This is a genomic window from Methanosarcina barkeri MS (genome assembly GCF_000970025.1).
GTDB classification, from domain to species: Archaea; Halobacteriota; Methanosarcinia; order Methanosarcinales; family Methanosarcinaceae; genus Methanosarcina; species Methanosarcina barkeri.
In genome coordinates this window covers 4,363,123-4,382,944 of sequence record NZ_CP009528.1, presented here as the reverse complement: position 1 = coordinate 4,382,944, position 19,822 = coordinate 4,363,123, and the positions used below count along the sequence as shown (strand labels likewise).

Sequence of the window (19,822 nt, the reverse complement as noted above, 5' to 3'; positions counted from 1 at the left end):
TGATTTACGGATCTATTAAAAAGTCAAGTTTTATGAATTTACTTTGGAATCGAAACACTAGAATCCTGATAGAACAATTGCCGTGTAAGTCATTCACGACTGAAGACAAGCCCAGAACTCAAATTTTCAATCCTGTCTGCAACAACGACATTTCCATGTATTCCGAGCTTTTTTCCCCTGTGCCATTTACCCCTAATGCTAATTTTGTCGTCTTTTGAAACAAAACAGACTCCAGGATACAGAACTAATGTTGTTCCATTCTCATATGCTATGGAAAATATACTCTCGTGTTTAGAAAATATACCTCCGAGAGCAATTATAATGAAAGGCACGCCGATGAAGAAAAATGGTCTTTCATAAACTATGGAATCGCCTAGACATGTAGATTCAACGCCAAAAGATTCGGATTTCTCATTTCCCCTGTAACCGGATGAGTTCAAAGGATCTGTAATAAGCGGCAAAAAAAATAGTATACCTGCAATCAGAATAATCATTCCCGCAGCTATAATACCCCAGAGGAGCTGACCTACAGAATAGGAATAAAAAAGTATGGATCCTACAATAACTACTACAAATATCCCGATAACGAGAGAACTTGATATTCTAGTCAACATTCATCCCTCTTTAAACTTAGTTCTTTTCTTTTATTCCATTTACTAGCAATATAAAGTGAATCAGTTCTAAAAACTCAGATATCATCATCCCTACATATTTTGAACAGATTGGAAAACGCCGCATTTTGTCACTTCTGCGGTTTGAGAAGATAATATCAGTTTTCAAACTTTTCTAAAAAACATTTGTCTCTGTCTATGAAAAAGTTTTCTTGACAATTTTTACGAAAGATGCTAAGGATTTCCTTCTTGCAGCCATTCCTGCATCCAGGGACGAGATCATTATTTTTTCAATAGGTTCATCGATCTTTATTTTTCTGCCCCTCTGACTCCATTTTACCTCAGAAACTCATATCATATCTGCATCCAACAAAGAATCAAGATTGTATTTGAGAGTACTTAACCCCAAACCGGGCTTTTCTACAATCTCACCTGCTGACAATCTTTAATTTCCAGAACCTGTAGGATTTTTATAGAGTTTAACATTGGAGAGAGTCTGCGCCAGTTTTCGGGAATCTTCCGAAAGAAGCAGGATTTCTAAATTTTTTTATGAACAATTCTCTTTAGCATATCAATACCTCCATAAATCCTCAGCTTCTAATTTATATGACCCTATAATCTAATTTGACTTTTATACTATTCAATATATAGTTATATTTGTAACTAAATTTTAACATTATCCCATATATGTCTTATGGCCAGATCTTCAAACTATTCTTAACAAAACTTCAGGATTTCCCCATCTGGCAAAAATTTTCATTAAAGATACTCAAAAAAGTTACTGAGAAAGAAAGTTATATATAGTCAACGTTCAGATGTTTACATATGTTCATACCGGCAGGTGAAAAACAGTTTGAATTCTGGGTTCTGCGCCGAAACGGGCTCCCGAATATCAATATCGCAAAGCGTTTTGGGGTCTCCAGGCAGGCAGTCTCGCGAGCCCTTCTCAGTATGGATAAACGCATTGAGGAAACCCTGCTTGAAATGGCCAGTGCAAACAGGATCGAAGTTGAAAAACTTGACTCAAAGAAAGGGATACTCTTCGGGAAATCGATACCTTTCAAAGCCAATGCAATAATCTTTGTTTCGGCAAAACACGGAATGCAAGTCTGGTATGAACACGAAGGTGAATGTGGGTCTTGTGAGAGGTACAGGGAATGTATTGAACTCCTTTGGGACTTTGCAGAAGAGATGCAGCTCAAACTCAAGAGTTCAGAAGACCCAACAAAGATAGCAGATGAATTATTTGGAAAATTGAAAGAATTGGTGGAACAGGCCTGATTAAATCCAAGTAAAGTGGAGGGAAAGATGACAATGAATGTATTCACAAAAAGTATAAGGAAACTGATGGGCTGGTGTCCTAATGCCAGAACATCTGAAACCAGACAGCACATTAACTTTGAAATTTTTGAATCTGGTATCCCGGATAGAGAAAAAGGAGATAATGTGGATCAAAAAAATCCCGGATGGCTTCGGAAAACGAGTGCTTACACTATCCTGATTAACATTTTATTTACACTTGCATATCTCCTGGCGATTAATCACCTGGGTCTAAATCTAGCCTTTTTACTTGCAGGATTTTTCATTTCTGTAGCAGTTATTGTCTTTGACTGGAAGAAGCAGATGCGCAGATACGACACTCTCGCACAGAAACACATTTGTGATAACTCCTTCATGAAAAAAGTATCTCAAATAATGAATCTAATTTTTTATGCATTTCTTTTTTATTGGATTTTTTCTGGAGATGTGGAAAGGAACCATTCTATGCAAGTAATAATTTCATTTATGAGTGGTTTCCTAGTCGTAATGTGGCTTAGCTATTTCCAGCTAATATATTGGCAGAAAATGAACCACAAAACAATTTATTTCGACAAAAGTTATGGAAAGTGGAAAAAGTCATACATAATTCGGGAGAGTAAATAAATGTCCAATAAGACTTTTGTTTTTGATCAGATCAAAAAGCTGATGGGTTGGTGCCCTAATGCAAAAGCACTTGAAGCTGAAACCCGAATTAGTTCTGCTAATTTTGAAGTAAACGATCTATCAGGAAGGAAAAAAGCAAGTCCGACAGTTCCAAGCCAGCATTCCAGGCTTGATACCCAACTCCTACTGCTACCGATTTTCTTTACTCCTGTTTATACAAACCTATTTCTAAAAGGTATAAATACAGAGACTTTCCTTCTTGGCCTTTCACTTTCTTTACCGATCTATTTGCTCGGCTGGAAAAAACAGATGCATCAATACGATGCCGTGAAAAGAAATCCTGTCATTTCTCCTTCCTTTAGAAAAACATTTGCCTGTGTGCTCTTATTCCTATTTTTGGGTTTCACTTTGCTCATGGCTTTCTTGCCCTATATCTCGTCTCATGCAGCTCATCTTCTTAATGATCAGGCACTGGACTCTTTCGTATCAGGAACTCTTGTTCTTATGTGGAGCTTCTATTTCCAGCTAATTTACTGGGAGAGGAAAAACCATATGAAAATGTATATGAAAAGAAAAAAGGGACAGCAAAAGTTGTATGTCCTTGGAGAAAAGGGGGAAGAACTATGAGCCGGGAGTCCAGATATATAAATAAGCTGATGGGATGGTGCCCGGTTTGCAAGAATATGGTACCGAAAATAGAATCCCCATTTATCTCTGAAAATTTGATACCAGCTTCCAGAAAAACAGGAAATCTCCCGGAACCCCGAACTTCAAATGTAGTTTTTCCTGCAAACATATCTCTAATAATGATATTTCTTATGACAAGTTTCAACCTGCTCCTATTACTGAAATATCTGTGGGGCATGCCCCTCTTTCTGGCAGTTCTTTTCCTGCTCAGCTGTTCTTGTTATTTGTTAGCTCTCAAGACCTACGACTCGGCAGTTCTGGTAGACGAAGTGGGGGTCCACTTGCAGGCTTTCATATTTAAAAAGCTAATACTTTATAATAATATAAAAAGTGTAACAGTTACCAGGATTAATAAAAAATCAAAGAAAATATACATTCCTCTGATTATTTTAGGATTTGCCACTTGCGGATTCTTGAGCTACATGGCTGTAGTAAAAGGAGAATGGAATATATTTCTACTATTCGTTTCCCTGTTTCCCTTTGTATTTATCACGGAATGGAAGCAAAAAACCCGATTTTGGAATGGAAATACACGGCTTCATATAAAAACCAGACACAAAAAGTGGCATAAGTGGACCTGGGCCTCTTACAATTCCATGATCACGGATGAAGCCTCGGCTACAGAGATAAAATCATCTATTGAAAGGCATCTGTGAGAGTTTACAAAATGGCTTTTTCTGAAACTGTCCGGAAGTTGATGGGCTGGTGCCCAGCCTGCAAGAAAACAACACAGCAGACAAAACGATTCTACGACTTTGCGAACACAGCCACAATTCCTGGGAAAACAGTAAACATCTTGGAATTCCAAACCACAAACGTGATCTTCTCTGCAAATACATTTCTATTTATTTTGCTTTTTGTAATATGCTTCAACTTGCTTATGACTCATGTAGAAGATATTTCTCTCTTCTTGGTCGGTCTCCTCTTGCTTAACATTCCTTGTTACTTATTAGTTCTCAAAACCTTCGAGGCGGCAGTTCTGGTAGATGGATCAGGAATACACCTCCAGGCCTTTAGATTAAAGAAGCTTGACATTCCTTATGAAGAAATTGAAAGAATAACATCATACAGGCTTGAAAAGCGTTCAAAGGAAATGTCCCTTCTCCTGAGAATTGGAGAAATTGCTTTCTGCGGATTTGTGGTCTATATGGCTGTAGTAAAAGGGGAATGGAAAATACCTCTGCTATTGGTCTCACTGCTTCCCCTCATTCTATTTGCAGCGAGAAAGCAAAAAACCCAATTAGAGAATTTGAATATGCAGCTATATATCAAGACCAAACACAAAAAATGGTACGAATGGGATTCTTACTATTCATTGATCACGGATGAAAACTCGGCTGCAGAGATTAAATCATCTATTGAAAGGCATTTGTAAGGACATTAAATGATTTTTGTGAAATAATTCAGAAAGCTGATGAGCTGGTGCCCGATGAAAATTCTCTTAGAAAAGAAAAGCAAGAAAACTACTTTTCTGGTTTCAAACCGGAAAGCAGAAGCTGGCTGGCACTCTCTACTGCAAGTCTGCAAGAAAGTAAGGTTCTGAAAGGGCGGGACTTGTATATAGGCTATGGAATTGTATAAATCATCGTTACAGCGTTAGTAATCAGTTTAATTTTGGGATTATGCAGTCCAGTAGGCTCTTTTTTCGATTTTTTTTCTTCCTTAATCCTTTATCTGGCTTTTTTGGCTTTTATTCTTTATAATCGTACTACTGTACTGTTAATTCCTGAAAAAATAATCATTTGCAGGCATATATTCAGGTCTCTCGTATTAAAGAAAGAGGATATCGTGTAGACTTCAGTATCTAAGAACAAAGGTAATTCTTTACGTTGGCCACTACGTTTGTTTCTCCTTGTTGTCCTTGCAATTCAACTACCTCATACCATAGAAAGTATAACTAGAGATTTGCAGATGGAAGCAGCTCCAGCTTTCATAAAACTAAGCTCAGTTATGGTAGATTTCTGGATAATTGCATAGTTCTTGTTATTTATTTTTATATCTTCGAACTCACAGTGCCCTATCAACAGATCCTTAAACTTACTACACGCTCAAACTTAAATTTGGAATTCTATACCGACGAACCGGAAGAAATTATGTCTACCTTCAAAAATAAGAATGAGTAGAAAATTGAAACTAAAAAAGAAATCAAAAGACTATTCTGAAAATCAAAAGACTATTCTGAAAATCAAAAGACTATTCTGAAAGTGAAATTCCCTGAAGCCGGAATCACTGAAGAAATCACAAACAAACTCATTACTTTAAACTTTTAATAAGATTCTGAAAGCGCTTTTCGTCCGCTATTTTCTGGGTATTGAGCATACGCTTAAACTCATCGACGCTTTTTTCCCCACCTTTCCCCTCAAGTTTGTCTTTTAATTCCATTGAAGCACGCAGAAGCCCAGTTGCTTCTTCATAGAGGGCTTCAGCCTCTACTTTTGTAAGCTCTTCGGTCTCTAGCAGTTCTTCGTCTACTTTTGATTTTTCATTCAATTTTGGGATAAGAGCTCTGATTTCGGCAGCTTTATCTGTATCCAGTGATTCTTTCTCGCTCAGCTCTCGGATCATGTCCCTGAGCTTGTACTCGCGCTCATCAATCTCCACGCTTTTAGGGATTTTCTTTCCTGCCCAGGCAAAATCACTCCTGAGACTCCAGAGTAGCTTATTCCGCTCTTCATACCCAATATATTCTTCATCTGCCTCTTCCGTATCATTATCTCTTTTTATCATGAGCAATTTCCCCTGAAGATACTAGCAGTTAAAACTGCAAAATTATATTCGAATGGATAATATTCGAACTACACTGAAATAATATCTTGTGAATTAATTCTCGATCACTTCAGTCCTGTAAGAGAACCTCAAGATAAAAACAAAAATTGATTTTTAGCTCACAGAAAGTCACATATTTACAGCAGATTTTCATTTACAGCAAATTTTCGGCTATATTTTCTGAAATTACATGCTCGCAGTAAAGACAGCGTAGAGTTACCCCGTCTTCTTCGGACTGGACCACGGAAAATTTGGATTTTATAGGTTCACTGCTATTAGAAATACAGTTTGGATTGATACAGCGTACAACACCTTCAACATAAGAAGGAAGTACAACCTTATTTTTCTGAACTACTTCAAAATCCCTAATAATATTGATAGTGGCCTTCGGAGATATAAGAGCAATCCTGTTAAGCTCTTCGACGCTGAGTTCCTTACCTTCAATCTTCACAACGTCTTTTATGCCTGCTGCACCGGGTGCATTCATAACGAAGCTGATAGTAGCTCGAAAAGCACTGGAAATTCCAAGTATACGCAGAACATTCAAGGCCTGCCCAGCCTTTATATGGTCGATCACTGTTCCATTTTCAATTGCCTGAATCTTCAGGTCTCTTTTTTCCTTCATTCAATCACTCCCGTGGCAAGAGCGAGAAGTGCCATTCGTGTAGGGACCCCATAAAAAGCCTGCTTGAAATAACATGCATACGGTGTTGAATCTACTTCAGGAGAGATTTCGTTGACCCGTGGGAGAGGATGAAGAATCTTAAGGCTAGAGTCTGCGTTTTTCAACAGGTCACCTGTAACCTTCAACCTGTTTTTGACCTTCTCATACTCTTCAGGATCAGGAAAACGTTCTCTTTGAACCCTTGTCATATAAAGGACCTCAACATCGTCAATTATTTCCTCAAGAGAATCGTTTTCTCTAATTCGAATATTATTCTTTTGAAGATCCCTGATAATTTCCTGGGGCATCCTGAGTTCAGGAGGCGAGACTAAAGTTATTTCAGCTCCGTAAAGAGATAGGGCATGACATAGGGAATGAACTGTTCTTCCATACTTCAGGTCTCCTGCCATAGCGATCTTCAGACCTTCTAGATGGCTTTCCCTGCGAATGGTATAGAGGTCAAGGAAAGTTTGTGTAGGGTGGTGTAAAGAGCCGTCTCCACCATTGATTATAGGAACACCTGCAAATTCCGCAGCCATTCGTGCTGACCCGTCAAGAGGATGACGCAACACTATAAGATCTGCATATTTGCTGATTACGCGAATAGTATCGGCAAGATTTTCTCCTTTCATTACCGAACTTGCTTCCACAGAACCCAGGTTGAGAACCTGCCCTCCAAGTCTCTGCGTGGCAGATTCAAAAGACAGCCTTGTCCTTGTGCTTGGTTCAAAAAAAAGAAGAGCTATTATTTTTCCATCCAGCAACCGGGACCTTTCTTCGCCTCTGGCTACAGGCTCAAGCTTTTCTGCCGTATCCAGAACGTGATCGATTTCTTTCCGCGAAAAGTCCTTCATAGAGATGACGTTTCTGTTCTTAAATGACATCCTGTTTTCATAAAGTGGTTCCCAGAGATATAACCTTTGCTCCATAAATTTCTAAGAGTATTGAAGGAAATTAAATCCTGTCTTGTATCTCAGTGCTAACACGTTACTTTCAGTGCTAACACGTTACTTCGACACTTTATTAATGAATTCAAGCCAGAGCTTTGCGTCTCTAACCCTCTGATTAGCGAACTGTTCCTGAAAGCGTTTCGTATTTTGCTTGAAGATTCCGCTCTCTATCTCCTTCAAATTTGTGATTGCACGCAATAAGCCTGCAGTCTCATGATAGAGATTTCTTGATTCTTCCGAAGTAAGGGACTCCTCTTCAAGTTCTTTTTCATCTTTCATTTCTTTTGCTGAAAGCATTTCAATGCATTTATCTATCCTGGATTTCTCAGATTCACTGAGTTCTTCTTTTTGAACCAGTTCCCATACATAGTTGTGTAGAGGATAAGTTTCTCCCTCAACCTCAACATGATCCGGGATACGCTGACCTACCCAGAAAAGGCGAGAATGCAGAGCCGAAAGCAACTGCTTGCGTTCCTCATCCGTAATATAATTTCCAGAAGCATTCTTTTCGGATATTCCAAGGTTCTTTTCCATTGTCCTCCCCCAGTAAATATTATAGCATTAATCAAATTTCTGCAACAATTAGCTAATATTTATTTTTTATAACTGGCTAATATTTATTCTTTATCAATGAATGTCAAATACAAAACAACATCACGAACACAAAATAAGTCGTAAATAAAAAGAAATATAGGTAATGAAAAACTCACATATAAAATTAGATCATTAGAGTAAAAATAAAAGGATACATTTAAGAGAATTAAATTAAAAGAACCGATATAAAACCCGGAAGTCCGAAAGAATAAATCCGGAGTAAAACAGAAATGAAAACACACAGGACAGCTGATATAAAAATATTTGAAAATTTCAGCTTTTCCTATTTCCCGCTTGAGGTGATACTATAGTTCCCATAATTCAGGTTGCACTTGATCTTCTGGAATTGGATCGTGCGGTAGAGATTGCAAAAGAGGCAATAGCAGGAGGTGCGGACTGGATTGAAATTGGAACCCCTCTAATCAAAAGTGAGGGGATGGACGCAATCCGCACCATGAGGAAAGCTTTTCCAGACCGGACGATTCTGGCAGACATGAAAACTGTAGATACAGGCGCTATAGAAGTTGAGATGGCAGCAAAAGCCGGGGCTGATGTCGTTATTGTGCTAGGGAGTGCAGATGATTCTACATTACTTGACGCACTCCGTTCATCCCACAAATACGGCGTCAGGTTAATGGCAGACCTCATTTCGGCTCCGGATCCTGTAAAAAGAGTCATTGAACTTGAGGCTCTGGGCGTGGACTATGTTAATGTACACATAGGCATAGACCAGCAGATGATGGGAAGAAACCCCATAGCACTTCTCAGGGAAATTTCACAGAGAGTCAACGTACAGCTTGCAGTCGCTGGAGGGCTTGATGCAAATAGTGCAGTGCAAGCTGTCAAGGCCGGAGCAAAGGTTGTAATTGTCGGAGGGAATATCACCCATTCTGACAACGTAACCGAAGCTGCAAGAAAAATTCGGCAGAGTGTTGACTCCCCAGACGCTGTAGAAATCTGCAGTGTCAGCACCGTAGACCAGGAAATCAGAGAAATTCTTACGGAAGTCTCCACTTCAAATATTTCTGATGCCATGCACCGGAAAGGTGCAATGAAAGGCATTCATCCTCTGGTAAGAGGAAAAATGGTAGGAACCGCAGTTACCGTGCAGACTTTTCCCGGAGACTGGGCAAAACCCGTGGAAGCAATTGACATTGCAAAAGAAGGGGACGTAATCGTTATTTACAACGAAAATAAAGATGTTGCCTGCTGGGGAGGGCTTGCGACCTGGAGCGCCTTGAACAAGGGAATTGCAGGCTTGGTAATAGAAGGTGCTGTCAGGGATATTGACGAAGTCGAAACATTGGGACTTCCGATTTATACAAGCAATACAGTACCTAACGCCGGAGATCCTAAAGGTTTTGGAGAAATCAATGCTGAAATTACCTGTGGTGGCCAGACCGTGAAGCCAGGAGATTATATAGTGGGCGATGAAAGTGGTGTTGTGGTAATTCCATCAGAGAGGGCATACGAGCTGGCAAGAAGAGCAAAAGAAGTTTATAAAACAGAAAAAAGACTCTTTGATGAAATCAAAAGAGGCGGGACGCTGTCTGAGATTATGAACCTGAAAAAATGGGAAAAACGTTGAATGACCCCATTTCAGAAACTCAGACTAAAAACTAGTCCATCCCAAAACTAATTTTATCCTCAAATTAGTAAAATTTAAAAATTATTTTCGTGATCAGAAAATCTATTACTTATTGTAGATCTGGGATTCAGAAAAATCATTTTGAGTTTTGGGATCAGCTCAATAAGAAAACATAAGTGAAAACAAAAAAGCAGTGAGAATAAAAATCGAAGAAAAACAGCGAAATTTGCAGAAAAGGTTTTTACTTGCTGTCTTCAGACTGGGAAAAGCAGATTCTGGACAGAAGGAGGGCCCTGACAAATTTCATTTCTTCTTCCGGACAGTTCTCACCCAACCTTGTCCGAAGTAGGGAATCCAGCTCAACTTCTAAGCTTTTCAGGGTAGAATTTATCTGTTTTTGTCTTTTGGGAGGTAAAAGTCCTCCAATAACCTTGACGTTTCCAGAAAGAGTGAGCTGTTCAAGTTGCCTGAAAATGTCTCTAGTACTCGTACCCTGGATATCAGCAATTTCATCGATTCCAAGCCCTTTCGTAAAAAGAGAGAAAGTTCTTTGCAGAGAATCCGTTTCAAAAGAACTGGAGGTAGAAATATCCGATCTGGTGACACTTGCAACCTCTAATTCAGGCGAGATCTCTGCTGCGTCTATTTTCCTGAAGCCGCCTGCCGAAGAATTCTGCTCTGACCAGTCCTGAATGCTCGTATCCAGATACCTTGCCCTTTTTGTCTGTAAGTTGCAGGTTTCCAGGCTGTTGATGTTGTCAGACTCGGGATTGGGCATTTTAGTCCCGAATATCTCAACCTCAGTTTTGGGATTTTCATCATTTTGAGCAATTTCTTTCGAGCGTATTCCCTTTTGTTCAGAGTCTTTACAGGCAACCTCTAATTGTTCAGGTTTTTCAGCAGATTTTTCAGCAGGTTTGTCAGCGGGAACCAAACTATAATCTCTGCAGTAGTTTTCGATTTCTTTGAGAAAAATATCCCCGTATTTTTTTAATTTATGCTCTCCAACTCCTGTAATGGAATGGAACTCCTCAAGGTTATGTGGAAATCTTGTAGCCATTTCCTTAAGGGAAGTATCAGAGAAAACAATGTAAGGAGGAAGATTTCTCTTAAGAGAAATTTCCTTTCTCAGGGCTTTTAACCGCTCAAAAAGGATAGGATCAGGCTCTTTTCCGGACATTTCAGTTTTTTTCGCCTCTGAAGCTTTCAGGATGTCAGAAGCAACTGAAAATTTTTCTGGAAAAGCCTTTTCCTCAGAGAAACTTAGATCATCGGCTTTTTTGCCTTTTGTACCGACCGCTGTAGAAGGCACGGAACTTTCTTCAGCTTCAGGAACAAAGCCTTCAGGGCAGACAAGTTCTACTTTTTCCAGTCCTTTCAGTATTTTTCTGCTCATGGCGTTAAGCTTCAATAAAGGATACTTTGTCCCGCTTACATCCAGAAGACCGGTGTTTATCATTTCGGAAGCTAATGATTTCCATTGTTCTTTTGTGAACTCCGTGCCATTGCCGTGACTTTTCAATCTTTCATGACGGTTGTGCCGGATCTTTTTATTCTTTGAGCCTGTGAGGACATCAATAACATAGTTAGTACCAAAACGCTGGTTCAGTTCCTGGACGCAGGTTATAAATTTTTTTGCAGCTTCAGTTCCGTCAAAGGTATCTTTCGGAGTAAGGCAGCAGTCACAGTTCCCGCAGGGTTCTGATAGCTCTTCACCAAAGTACTCCATCAAAGTCTGGCGCCTGCATTTATTTCCCTCGCAATAAGCTACCATTTGCCTTAACTGCACCAGAGAAATTTCCTTCTCTTTTTCATTTGTCTTCTGTGAAATAAAGTACTCAATCTTGAAACGGTCCCCTCTGCTGAAGAAAAGAATACATTCGCATGGGCTTCCATCCCTTCCTCCTCTTCCGGTTTCCTGATAGTAGCTTTCAAGATTTCTGGGAAGGTCATAGTGTATTACAAAACGTACGTTGGACTTATCAATTCCCATCCCAAAAGCGATTGTAGCTACTATGATGTCCACGTCATCTTTAATGAACATCTCCTGGTTTCGGTTTCTCTCGGTATCCGAAAGCCCTGCATGGTAGGGAAGGGCCCTGAAACCTGCAAGGTTCAGTTTTTTTGTAAGGGCCTCGACACTATTTCGGCTCTGGCAGTAGATTATTCCTGCTTCACCTCTATGTCTGCGCAGGTAGTCAGTAATCTCGGAAAAGGTCTCTTTCTTTGGCCTGACTTCATAGTAAAGGTTTTTCCGGTTAAAACTGGCTACGTAAGGACCTTTTTCCGGAGGAAGATGAAGATTGAGTTGTGATATGATGTCTTCTCGAACCCTTTCTGTGGCTGTTGCCGTAAGCGCAATAATTGGGATATCAGGAAAGCCTGTTTTGGAATCCCTCAAAAGTTTCAATTTCCTGTACTCAGGCCGGAAATCATGCCCCCACTCGGAAATGCAGTGCGCTTCGTCTATTGCAAAGAGGCTGACCTTTCCTTTCTTTAAAAAGGCAAGGGTTCCTGGCATCATAAGCCTTTCAGGAGCAACGTAAAGAACTTTTAACCGGTTTTCGAGAAAAGCCATCTTTACATCCCGGTTTTCTCTGGCGCTCTGGGTACTGTTCATGCAGGCTGCAGCAATTCCGTTTGCTTCAAGCCCGTCAACCTGGTCTTTCATCAGAGAGATCAGAGGAGATACAACAACCGTAACTCCTTCCATGAGAAGGGCAGGCAGCTGGTAGCACATCGATTTACCCCCGCCGGTAGGCATGAGAACAAAAACATCTTTCCTCTTCAGAACATCCCTTATAATTTCCTCTTGCAACGGGCGAAAGGAAGTGTATCCAAAATACTGGTGCAGGGCTGAATACATTCTGGCGGATAGGGAAGGCATTGGCTCAAGCTCACGTTTACTTGCCTTCAAGAAATCATACTCAGTGCTCGCTTTCGAATCCCCCTGATCTGTAGAATCAATGTCATGCCAGAATATAAACCCCAGAAGATCCAGGGAAATTAAGGTATGGATATGCTCTCATACACAGCTGTATCCTTAACATTCTAATTTTTATAACAGATTTTCTCTACGTTTATGAAAATTGTTCCTATTTTTATGAAACTATTCCTTTATGGTAGGTTATTCCCGTGTAGAGAGGAATTAGATATCAGTATAAAATGTGTCATGTATGAAATCATAACGTTGTGATGTTTTAAGCTCATCATATTTAAGTTGCAGGTGTCCGGGGTGAAAGTATTCGGATGTATTAGCTGTAAGCTCTGGATGCATGTAAGAGATCTATCAGGATGTTAAAGTTCAAAAAATGATTTAGAAAGGAAAATCACATCCCCAAATTAGGTAAAAGTTTAGAAAGGAGGATCACATCCCCAAATTAGTAAAACGTTTAGAAAGGAAAATCACATCCCCAAATTAGGAAAAGTCGGAAAAGGATTGAAAAGTGGTAATAAGCAAGTGGTTTATTGGTTTCTAGCGTCAGCATTATTAATGTTTGATCTGAGGTAAAGATAGGGAGATAAGGAGTGCGGCTACACCCAGGCACTTCTTATCTTCCTCTTAAGATAATCCTTTCTACCAACCAGCTATGTTTTCAGTTTTCTGCAGTTTTCCATTCCTGGTACATTTTTCCTTATTCCCAAAATTTCGCCCACTTCAGTATATAACTTCCTTGTCTTTTACTATCCACACCAGTGCTTCAGCTATTTTTTTCTGTGACTCTGCCAAGCTTTCCAGGGACTTTGCAATGCTTTCAAGCTTATCGATAAGCTCATAGTTCTCACTACCCATTCCTATCACCAATTCCTCTCCTGTATTTTAGTAAAAATATTTTTGGAAAAGCTTTGTATATAATTATAATTTTTAATTTTCTGGAAAGAGTATATGTAAATTTCTGCCTGTGTAGAATACTTGCTTTTCTTATCAAGCTTAGTTTTCCATACAGTCTTCAGGAAATAGATTTCAACTCCTTTTGCAGTTATCTTACCAGCCAGTAAGTTACTGGACAGTAAGATATAAAACAAAATTAGAACTGGAAATTAAAAAATTAGTTTCCCGTTTATAGCTTCCATATGAAGAAAATACATTTAAAATTTGATTTCATATCCGTAGAAGTGAAATGGTTTTATTTATCTGAAGACTTCTTTTATGATACCTTTAAATATCAAAACTCCCATGCACAAAATCATATATCATACTCATATATCATACTCATATATCACACTAAAATAATCAAATACAGATAATTCTGATAGTCTTTACTGATCACGATCATTTTTTCAAAGGATTTTCAGTTCAGCATCATTTAAGGAGCATTTCAATGGTAAAACCCGAAAAATTCATTCCAAAAGCAGTTGAGAAAATTGGCAAGGAAATAAAGGACGGGAGAGCAATTATTGCGCTCTCAGGCGGCGTGGACAGTTCTGTTTGTGCGGAACTGGCTCACAGGGCAATAGGAGGCAGGCTGCAACCAATTTATATTGACACAGGGCTCATGAGAAAAGGGGAGACCGAGAGGATAAAGCATATTTTTTCCCACATGAACCTGGATATTGTCTATGCAAAGGACAGGTTCCTTGCAGCCCTGAAAGGCAGAACTGACCCTGAAGAGAAAAGGAAGGCTATAGGCGAGACTTTCATCCGGGTCTTTGAAGAAGAAGCAAGGAAACTTGAAGCAGATTATCTTATCCAGGGAACGATTTATCCTGACAGAATCGAGTCCGAAGGTGGAATCAAATCCCACCACAATGTTGGAGGACTGCCCAGCGTAATGGACTTCAAGAAGATCGTTGAGCCCATAGAGGACCTTTACAAAGATGAGGTTAGGGAAGTTGCCTGGGCTCTCAAGCTACCTGACGAAATCTGTGAAAGGATGCCTTTCCCCGGACCTGGCCTGGCTGTGCGGATTCTTGGAGAAGTTACAGAGGAGAAACTTGAGGTTGCACGGGAAGCAAACTCTATAGTTGAAGAGGAACTTCTTGACAGGTTCTGCCCCTGGCAGACTTTCGCCGCTGTGATTGGCAAGGGAACAGGCGTAAAGGGAGATATCCGGGCTTACGGCTGGATAATAGCTGTAAGGGCTGTAGGTTCCAGAGACGGAATGACTGCAGAAGCGCTCGAGCTTCCCTGGGATGTACTCAAAAAACTGGAATCCAGAATCACCTCTGAAATCCCGAAAGTAGCCAGGGTGGTTTATGATATCACACCAAAACCGCCTGCAACTATCGAATTTGAATGAAGCACAGGCCACTTAAATGGAATTAGGTTTCTAGACTATAATAAGAAAGAGTATAGAATAATAAAGAACGAGTAAAAGAAAAAGTATAGAATTAAAGTAAAGTACAGAATGTAAGGAATGAATAATGAAGCTGGCTCTCAGCTTCAAATCTTTTTTACAATATGAAGCAAGCCACAAAGCGAGTTTTTACGCCCATGACACTGAATAAAGCAGTAATGGAAATCCGACAGCGGATTAAAGTTAGACCTTCTCCTACCAATGAACCTGCAGCAAGCTGGACAGGAGTCGACCTGGTAAATGAAACTCAGGTAAAGACTTTAACTGTAATCTTCAAGAGCGCAGGATGCAGATGGGGAAAAGCCGGAGGGTGCACTATGTGCGGTTATGTCTATGACTGCGCAAGTGAACCTCCAACTCTGGAGGATTACAAGGCCCAGCTTGCAAGAGCAATGAAGAAAGCTGAAAAATTCCCTGAGTTTATGGTAAAAATTTTCACATCAGGCAGTTTTCTTGACGAGCATGAGGTTCCTCCTGAGGCAAGAGATGCAATCCTCAAAACTCTTGCAGATGATCCCAGAGTAGTCAAGGTACTTGCGGAAACCCGCCCTAACTTCGTAACTGAAGAGAATGTGCAGGAGTGTCTCAAAATCCTGAAAAATAAGCCCTTTGAGCTGGCTGTTGGGCTGGAAACAAGCTCGGACAGAATCCGCAGTGACTCTATTAATAAAGGTTTTACCTTCAGGGATTTTGTCCGCGCCGCAGAAATATCAAGGAAAAAGGGAGTAACTGTTAAAGCCTACCTTATGCTAAAACCTCTCTTTCTTTCAGAACGCCAGGCCATTGAGGACATTATCCGTTCCATAGATGATGCGGCCCCTTACTCTGACACAATCTCAATCAACCTCTGCAATGTCCAGAAAGGCACCCTTGTCGAAGCGCTCTGGGAAAAAGGACAATATCGTCCTCCCTGGCTCTGGAGTATTGTAGAAATCCTGCAAAGGGCAAAAGCCGCTCATCCAGACCTTCCTCTTATGTCCGATCCGGTAGGCGCAGGCTCAAAACGCGGCCCTCACAATTGTAAAATCTGCAGTTCAGACGTCGCAGACTCTCTCAGGACTTTTTCACTTACTCAGAATCCGGAGGATCTCAGCAAAACAGACTGTGAATGCAAAGAACTCTGGAGAAAAGTCCTGGAACTTGAAGACTTTACCTACGGAGCACCCATTTTAGATTAAAAACCGTAAAAATTCTTTTTATCTAAACTTTTTTACTTGAACTGAGTGGGAATATTGTACCTGGCCATCATGAGAAGATCAGCGTACTTCCCATCCTTCATTATTGCGTATTTTTTTGTTCCCTCAATCTTAAAACCAAAAGACCGGTAAAGGCTGATAGCTTTTTCATTGTCTGCAGTAACATCAAGCTCGATTCTTATTAGCATAAGCCAGTTATCTGCAAGGTTGAGAATGTTTCCCATCAAGGTTTTCCCAATACCCTGACTTTGATATTCAGTCCTTACCATAATCCCAAGGAAGGCTGAATGTCTCTGCCTGATACCCTTTAGAAGATGTATCCCTACCATTCCGACAACTTTTCCTTCTGATTCGGATACCAGTATATGGTCGTCACCGCCCATACTCCTCAGGAATCCTTCTGTAAATTCAATGGTTTCAGTAGGGAGGGCAAGGGTGTGTGCCCTAACCTCTTTTTGCCTCCGCATCTCATTAATGTCCTGAGCATCATTTAACCTGACAGGCCTGATAAGTAGATTCATAAATACCTCTTAAACTCTTTTATCTAAATTAATCAGAAACTAGAGGTAGTTATAAAGCTGCCGGGTCGTTTATAGTTAATCTTCTGGCTTTTTGAACTTATGAACCATGGTTCCGATTCCGCGATCAGTAAAGAGTTCAAGAAGCATGGAGTGAGAAACGCTTCCATTTATTATATGAGCTCTTTCAACCCCGTTTTTTACTGCAACTGCTGCGCCTTTGAGTTTTGGGATCATGCCTCCCTGTATAATGCCTTCATCGATAAGGTGATCGATATCGTCCAGAGTTACACGGGAAATATGGCTACTGGGATCATTTATATCTCTAAGCAGCCCTGAGACATCAGTCATCAGAATAAGCTTTTTAGCATGCAAAGCTGCAGCAATGTCACCTGCTACTATATCGGCATTAATATTCAGGGCATTGCCTTTCGCATCCACAGCAATAGGAGAAATCACAGGAATGTAACCGTTTTCAAGTACTATATGGAGAATATCAGGATTAATTACTTCACATTCCCCAACCCAACCTATATCAACTTCAGTCTCAATGCCATCAATTACTACTTTTTTTGCAGCCTGCTTATGACCAAGGATCATTCTTCCATCGTATCCGGTAAGTCCAATACCTTTCCCCCCGCAAACACCAATAAGAGATACAATTTTGGTATTGATGTTTCCGACAAGTACCATCCTGGCAATTTCCATTGTCTCGTCATCTGTAATACGTAAGCCCTGGCAAAACTCAGCTTTCTTGCCCATCCGCGCCATTTTTTCCGTAATCTCAGGCCCGCCCCCATGTACAATAACAGGTTTGATTCCCACATAGCGCAGGAGCACAATATCTTTTATAATATCTTCCATGATCTGGGCGCTAACCATTGCATTTCCGCCCACTTTTATAACCATGATTGAGTCATAGAACTCCTGCATATAAGGCAGGGCTTCAATAAGCACGTTCTCTCTCTTCAGTTCCATGATGTAGGAATCAGAAAATCTATTTTTAAACTTATCGTTAAAGATTCTGGTGAAAACTATAAGTCACATGTAAAAAAATAAGAATAAAAAATTAATTTTGAAAAAACATTGGAAATAAGCCAGCCCGGATAGTATTAAAAATTAAAGACCAGTCCAGGCTAATTCCTTTTCTGAATATTAAAGAAAAAGAAAGAACCCTATTTCAGGGCATGTGAGAAAAATTATGTTTGTCAGATTTATTCTATTTTTTCTATTTTTTCTTTCTTGACAAAGGGCTTGCTGATTTTCTCGGGCATCCAGTCAGGCCTGTTTTTAGGAGCTTCAACCATTTCCTTCCATGCCTTGAAAACGTGCACCTTCTTTGTCCCGCGTTCTCTGAGGCGGATGACATCTGGATTGGATTTAGTCCCATCGCCCCTATTTGCAGCTTTCAAGGCAGCCTGTCGAGGCTGTTTTCCTGTGAAAACGCCGTGCTCATTGCCTTCTTCGTCTCGTAAAACAAAATTTCTTGTGTTGGACATAAAGGTCACCTCGCAAATGTATTGCTAGACACTGATTACGTTTTAAAGTATATAAAATCTTTCTTCAGGATGTTGCCTGTAGTTATTGTTTTATGCGAAATTCACCTCAATTAGCGAGTAGTATATATACTAAATTTTTCAATATTGTTGGCAAAATGGGAAATATTTAAATAATTATATCTTGTTAGAAATGCAGTCCAAAATATGTTTTAGGAAATCAGTTTTGGAAAATTCAGAAATTTAAGTTTTATTGTGTATTTCGAAAACTCCCCTAAAAGCACAAACTTTACATGCTATAACTCCTTATGATCATTATATTTTTCCAAATGGAATAAAATTGCATGTTTATCAAGATTCATTTTACAAAATCAAACATTCATCTTTTTATGGATCTGGTTAATTATGGAACATTGCACTTTCAACCTCCCGGACGTCCAGGCCAGCAAACCAAGTATAGCTATAAACCTTACCCGTGTCGGGGTAACAAATGTTAAAAAACTCGTTGAAATCAAGCGAAAAGACAAACGTCCTATCGTACTTATTTCAACTTTTGACGTTTTTGTTGACCTGCCCTCGGACCGAAAGGGAGCAAATCTTTCAAGGAACTTCGAAGCTGTAGATGAGGTACTGGAAAAAATACTCAGTATGCCCGTATACGAACTTGAGCAGCTTTGCAGTGATATCGCACACAACTTGCTTGGCAGACATGAATACGCCAATCAGGCCGAAGTTCGGATGACAAGCGAATATATGATAAGGCGTGCATCCCCTGCTACCGGGATCAAATGCCAGGAAGTAGTGAATATCTTTGCTGAAGCATCAGCTGTAAGAGGACAGGGCGATGATGACTATTTTGATGTAAAAAAATTGATAGGTGCCGAAGTTGTAGGAATGACAGCCTGCCCCTGTGCTCAGGAGATTATGCGAGATAAAGCTGCAAATGAGCTTTCCAAACTTGGAGTCGATAATGATACGATTGTAAAATTCCTGGAAAGGGTTCCCATGGCTACCCATAACCAGCGAGGAAGAGGAATTATATCAATCAAGGTAGCACATGATTTTGATGTTTCCCTTGAAAGCATCATCAGCATTATTGATCACTCTATGAGTTCCAGTGTGTATGAGGTCTTGAAACGCGCAGACGAAAAGGTCGTTGTGGAAACTGCACATATGAACCCAAAATTTGTGGAAGATTGTGTAAGAACCATGGCAGACAACGTAGTAAAAGAGTTTCCCAACCTTCCTGATAATGCAGTAATTACCATCAAGCAAACCAATGAGGAAAGCATTCACAGACACAATGCTTATGCCGAAAGAGTTGCACTGATGGGAGATCTCAGGTCGGAAATTAATCACTGTTAAAAATAGGGAGGACGAAATAGACCAGCCCTATATTTTTGAACCCTGGAAGTCTTTAGAAAAAGCTCTGATCTTAGAGACTTCCAAAAGTTCAATCCAAAATATTTTCCACGAAGTTTTTGATAAAATTTTTTTCTTAAAAGTTTTTGATAAAACTTTTTCTTAAAGGT

General features: G+C 39.9%; 20 protein-coding genes. 10 read left to right on the top strand and 10 right to left on the bottom strand.

The window, feature by feature from the left end; all coding sequences use genetic code 11:
- Positions 1 to 89: 89 nt before the first annotated feature.
- Positions 90 to 614, bottom strand: coding sequence for a hypothetical protein (locus tag MSBRM_RS17980; protein WP_230668974.1), 525 nt, complete (start codon positions 612 to 614; stop codon positions 90 to 92).
- Positions 615 to 1,436: 822 nt separating this feature from the next.
- Between MSBRM_RS17980 and MSBRM_RS17975 the strand changes: the two genes are divergently transcribed.
- The 6 genes from MSBRM_RS17975 to MSBRM_RS20685 are packed head-to-tail and all read left to right on the top strand — an operon-like array spanning position 1,437 to position 4,802.
- Complete coding sequence (locus MSBRM_RS17975) at positions 1,437 to 1,892, top strand: hypothetical protein (protein WP_048156561.1); 456 nt, start codon at positions 1,437 to 1,439, stop codon at positions 1,890 to 1,892.
- A gap of 27 nt (positions 1,893 to 1,919) precedes the next feature.
- The gene (locus MSBRM_RS17970) at positions 1,920 to 2,534 is read left to right on the top strand and encodes a DUF1673 domain-containing protein (RefSeq protein WP_329957092.1); all 615 of its coding nucleotides are present in this window, start codon (positions 1,920 to 1,922) and stop codon (positions 2,532 to 2,534) included.
- Positions 2,535 to 3,161, top strand: coding sequence for a DUF1673 domain-containing protein (locus tag MSBRM_RS17965; protein ID WP_048122432.1), 627 nt, complete (start codon positions 2,535 to 2,537; stop codon positions 3,159 to 3,161).
- Positions 3,158 to 3,877 (top strand): DUF1673 family protein, encoded by a 720-nt coding sequence (locus MSBRM_RS17960; protein ID WP_048122430.1) that lies wholly within the window; start codon positions 3,158 to 3,160, stop codon positions 3,875 to 3,877. The genes MSBRM_RS17965 and MSBRM_RS17960 overlap by 4 nt, the downstream gene beginning before the upstream one ends.
- Before the next feature lie 11 nt (positions 3,878 to 3,888).
- Positions 3,889 to 4,596, top strand: coding sequence for a DUF1673 family protein (locus tag MSBRM_RS17955; RefSeq protein WP_048157206.1), 708 nt, complete (start codon positions 3,889 to 3,891; stop codon positions 4,594 to 4,596).
- A gap of 47 nt (positions 4,597 to 4,643) precedes the next feature.
- Positions 4,644 to 4,802, top strand: a complete 159-nt coding sequence (locus tag MSBRM_RS20685) for a hypothetical protein (RefSeq protein ID WP_155400479.1) — start codon at positions 4,644 to 4,646, stop codon at positions 4,800 to 4,802.
- A 672-nt stretch (positions 4,803 to 5,474) separates the two neighbouring features.
- Here MSBRM_RS20685 and MSBRM_RS17950 read toward each other — a convergent pair.
- The 4 genes from MSBRM_RS17950 to MSBRM_RS17935 all read right to left on the bottom strand — a co-directional run bounded on the left by MSBRM_RS17950 (position 5,475) and on the right by MSBRM_RS17935 (position 8,135).
- Positions 5,475 to 5,948 carry a DUF5788 family protein gene (locus tag MSBRM_RS17950; RefSeq protein WP_048156559.1) on the bottom strand — a complete coding sequence of 158 codons (474 nt, stop codon included), beginning with the start codon at positions 5,946 to 5,948 and terminating at the stop codon, positions 5,475 to 5,477.
- Between the two features lie 193 nt (positions 5,949 to 6,141).
- Positions 6,142 to 6,612 carry an aspartate carbamoyltransferase regulatory subunit gene (gene pyrI, locus MSBRM_RS17945; protein WP_048122422.1) on the bottom strand — a complete coding sequence of 157 codons (471 nt, stop codon included), beginning with the start codon at positions 6,610 to 6,612 and terminating at the stop codon, positions 6,142 to 6,144.
- On the bottom strand, positions 6,609 to 7,535 hold the full coding sequence (gene pyrB, locus MSBRM_RS17940) for an aspartate carbamoyltransferase (RefSeq protein WP_048123638.1): 927 nt from the start codon (positions 7,533 to 7,535) through the stop codon (positions 6,609 to 6,611). Before pyrB ends, pyrI begins: the two co-directional genes overlap by 4 nt.
- Positions 7,536 to 7,658: 123 nt before the next feature.
- Positions 7,659 to 8,135 carry a DUF5788 family protein gene (locus MSBRM_RS17935; RefSeq protein ID WP_048122421.1) on the bottom strand — a complete coding sequence of 159 codons (477 nt, stop codon included), beginning with the start codon at positions 8,133 to 8,135 and terminating at the stop codon, positions 7,659 to 7,661.
- 367 nt (positions 8,136 to 8,502) lie between these two features.
- On the opposite strand from MSBRM_RS17935, the gene hxlA reads away from it, so the two are divergent.
- Positions 8,503 to 9,783 (top strand): 3-hexulose-6-phosphate synthase, encoded by a 1,281-nt coding sequence (hxlA, locus tag MSBRM_RS17930; RefSeq protein ID WP_141706481.1) that lies wholly within the window; start codon positions 8,503 to 8,505, stop codon positions 9,781 to 9,783.
- Positions 9,784 to 10,024: 241 nt separating this feature from the next.
- Here hxlA and recQ read toward each other — a convergent pair whose 3' ends face one another.
- Together recQ and MSBRM_RS20680 are read right to left on the bottom strand one after the other, a co-directional pair.
- Complete coding sequence (gene recQ, locus MSBRM_RS17925; RefSeq protein WP_052712975.1) at positions 10,025 to 12,670, bottom strand: DNA helicase RecQ; 2,646 nt, start codon at positions 12,668 to 12,670, stop codon at positions 10,025 to 10,027.
- A 771-nt stretch (positions 12,671 to 13,441) separates the two neighbouring features.
- Positions 13,442 to 13,585, bottom strand: coding sequence for a hypothetical protein (locus MSBRM_RS20680; protein ID WP_155396538.1), 144 nt, complete (start codon positions 13,583 to 13,585; stop codon positions 13,442 to 13,444).
- A gap of 520 nt (positions 13,586 to 14,105) precedes the next feature.
- On the opposite strand from MSBRM_RS20680, the gene guaA reads away from it, so the two are divergent.
- Positions 14,106 to 15,023 (top strand): glutamine-hydrolyzing GMP synthase, encoded by a 918-nt coding sequence (gene guaA / locus MSBRM_RS17915; RefSeq protein WP_048122419.1) that lies wholly within the window; start codon positions 14,106 to 14,108, stop codon positions 15,021 to 15,023.
- A gap of 194 nt (positions 15,024 to 15,217) precedes the next feature.
- On the top strand, positions 15,218 to 16,258 hold the full coding sequence (locus tag MSBRM_RS17910; protein ID WP_048156552.1) for an archaeosine biosynthesis radical SAM protein RaSEA: 1,041 nt from the start codon (positions 15,218 to 15,220) through the stop codon (positions 16,256 to 16,258).
- A gap of 32 nt (positions 16,259 to 16,290) precedes the next feature.
- Here the strand turns inward: MSBRM_RS17910 and MSBRM_RS17905 are convergent, their stop codons facing one another.
- From MSBRM_RS17905 to MSBRM_RS17895, 3 genes are all read right to left on the bottom strand, one after another.
- Positions 16,291 to 16,797 (bottom strand): GNAT family N-acetyltransferase, encoded by a 507-nt coding sequence (locus MSBRM_RS17905; protein WP_048156549.1) that lies wholly within the window; start codon positions 16,795 to 16,797, stop codon positions 16,291 to 16,293.
- A 75-nt stretch (positions 16,798 to 16,872) separates the two neighbouring features.
- Positions 16,873 to 17,772 carry an acetylglutamate kinase gene (argB, locus tag MSBRM_RS17900; protein WP_048122413.1) on the bottom strand — a complete coding sequence of 300 codons (900 nt, stop codon included), beginning with the start codon at positions 17,770 to 17,772 and terminating at the stop codon, positions 16,873 to 16,875.
- Between the two features lie 236 nt (positions 17,773 to 18,008).
- Positions 18,009 to 18,293 (bottom strand): non-histone chromosomal MC1 family protein, encoded by a 285-nt coding sequence (locus tag MSBRM_RS17895; protein WP_048122411.1) that lies wholly within the window; start codon positions 18,291 to 18,293, stop codon positions 18,009 to 18,011.
- Positions 18,294 to 18,695: 402 nt separating this feature from the next.
- Here MSBRM_RS17895 and mptA point away from each other — a divergent pair, with 402 nt between their 5' ends.
- Positions 18,696 to 19,655 (top strand): GTP cyclohydrolase MptA, encoded by a 960-nt coding sequence (gene mptA, locus MSBRM_RS17890; RefSeq protein ID WP_048122409.1) that lies wholly within the window; start codon positions 18,696 to 18,698, stop codon positions 19,653 to 19,655.
- Positions 19,656 to 19,822: the final 167 nt, after the last annotated feature.

Bases quoted from the DNA above. Each gene is read 5' to 3' on its own strand.
- MSBRM_RS17955 (WP_048157206.1), top strand. From the start codon at position 3,889: ATGGCTTTTTCTGAAACTGTCCGGAAGTTGATGGGCTGGTGCCCAGCC.
- MSBRM_RS17910 (WP_048156552.1), top strand. From the start codon at position 15,218: ATGACACTGAATAAAGCAGTAATGGAAATCCGACAGCGGATTAAAGTT.
- MSBRM_RS17895 (WP_048122411.1), bottom strand. From the start codon at position 18,293: ATGTCCAACACAAGAAATTTTGTTTTACGAGACGAAGAAGGCAATGAG.
- MSBRM_RS17935 (WP_048122421.1), bottom strand. From the start codon at position 8,135: ATGGAAAAGAACCTTGGAATATCCGAAAAGAATGCTTCTGGAAATTAT.
- MSBRM_RS17975 (WP_048156561.1), top strand. From the start codon at position 1,437: ATGTTCATACCGGCAGGTGAAAAACAGTTTGAATTCTGGGTTCTGCGC.
- MSBRM_RS17980 (WP_230668974.1), bottom strand. From the start codon at position 614: ATGTTGACTAGAATATCAAGTTCTCTCGTTATCGGGATATTTGTAGTA.
- MSBRM_RS17960 (WP_048122430.1), top strand. From the start codon at position 3,158: ATGAGCCGGGAGTCCAGATATATAAATAAGCTGATGGGATGGTGCCCG.
- recQ (WP_052712975.1), bottom strand. From the start codon at position 12,670: ATGCCTTCCCTATCCGCCAGAATGTATTCAGCCCTGCACCAGTATTTT.
- MSBRM_RS17905 (WP_048156549.1), bottom strand. From the start codon at position 16,797: ATGAATCTACTTATCAGGCCTGTCAGGTTAAATGATGCTCAGGACATT.
- MSBRM_RS17950 (WP_048156559.1), bottom strand. From the start codon at position 5,948: ATGATAAAAAGAGATAATGATACGGAAGAGGCAGATGAAGAATATATT.
- MSBRM_RS17965 (WP_048122432.1), top strand. From the start codon at position 2,535: ATGTCCAATAAGACTTTTGTTTTTGATCAGATCAAAAAGCTGATGGGT.
- pyrI (WP_048122422.1), bottom strand. From the start codon at position 6,612: ATGAAGGAAAAAAGAGACCTGAAGATTCAGGCAATTGAAAATGGAACA.
- pyrB (WP_048123638.1), bottom strand. From the start codon at position 7,535: ATGTCATTTAAGAACAGAAACGTCATCTCTATGAAGGACTTTTCGCGG.
- argB (WP_048122413.1), bottom strand. From the start codon at position 17,772: ATGGAACTGAAGAGAGAGAACGTGCTTATTGAAGCCCTGCCTTATATG.
- mptA (WP_048122409.1), top strand. From the start codon at position 18,696: ATGGAACATTGCACTTTCAACCTCCCGGACGTCCAGGCCAGCAAACCA.
- MSBRM_RS17970 (WP_329957092.1), top strand. From the start codon at position 1,920: ATGACAATGAATGTATTCACAAAAAGTATAAGGAAACTGATGGGCTGG.
- guaA (WP_048122419.1), top strand. From the start codon at position 14,106: ATGGTAAAACCCGAAAAATTCATTCCAAAAGCAGTTGAGAAAATTGGC.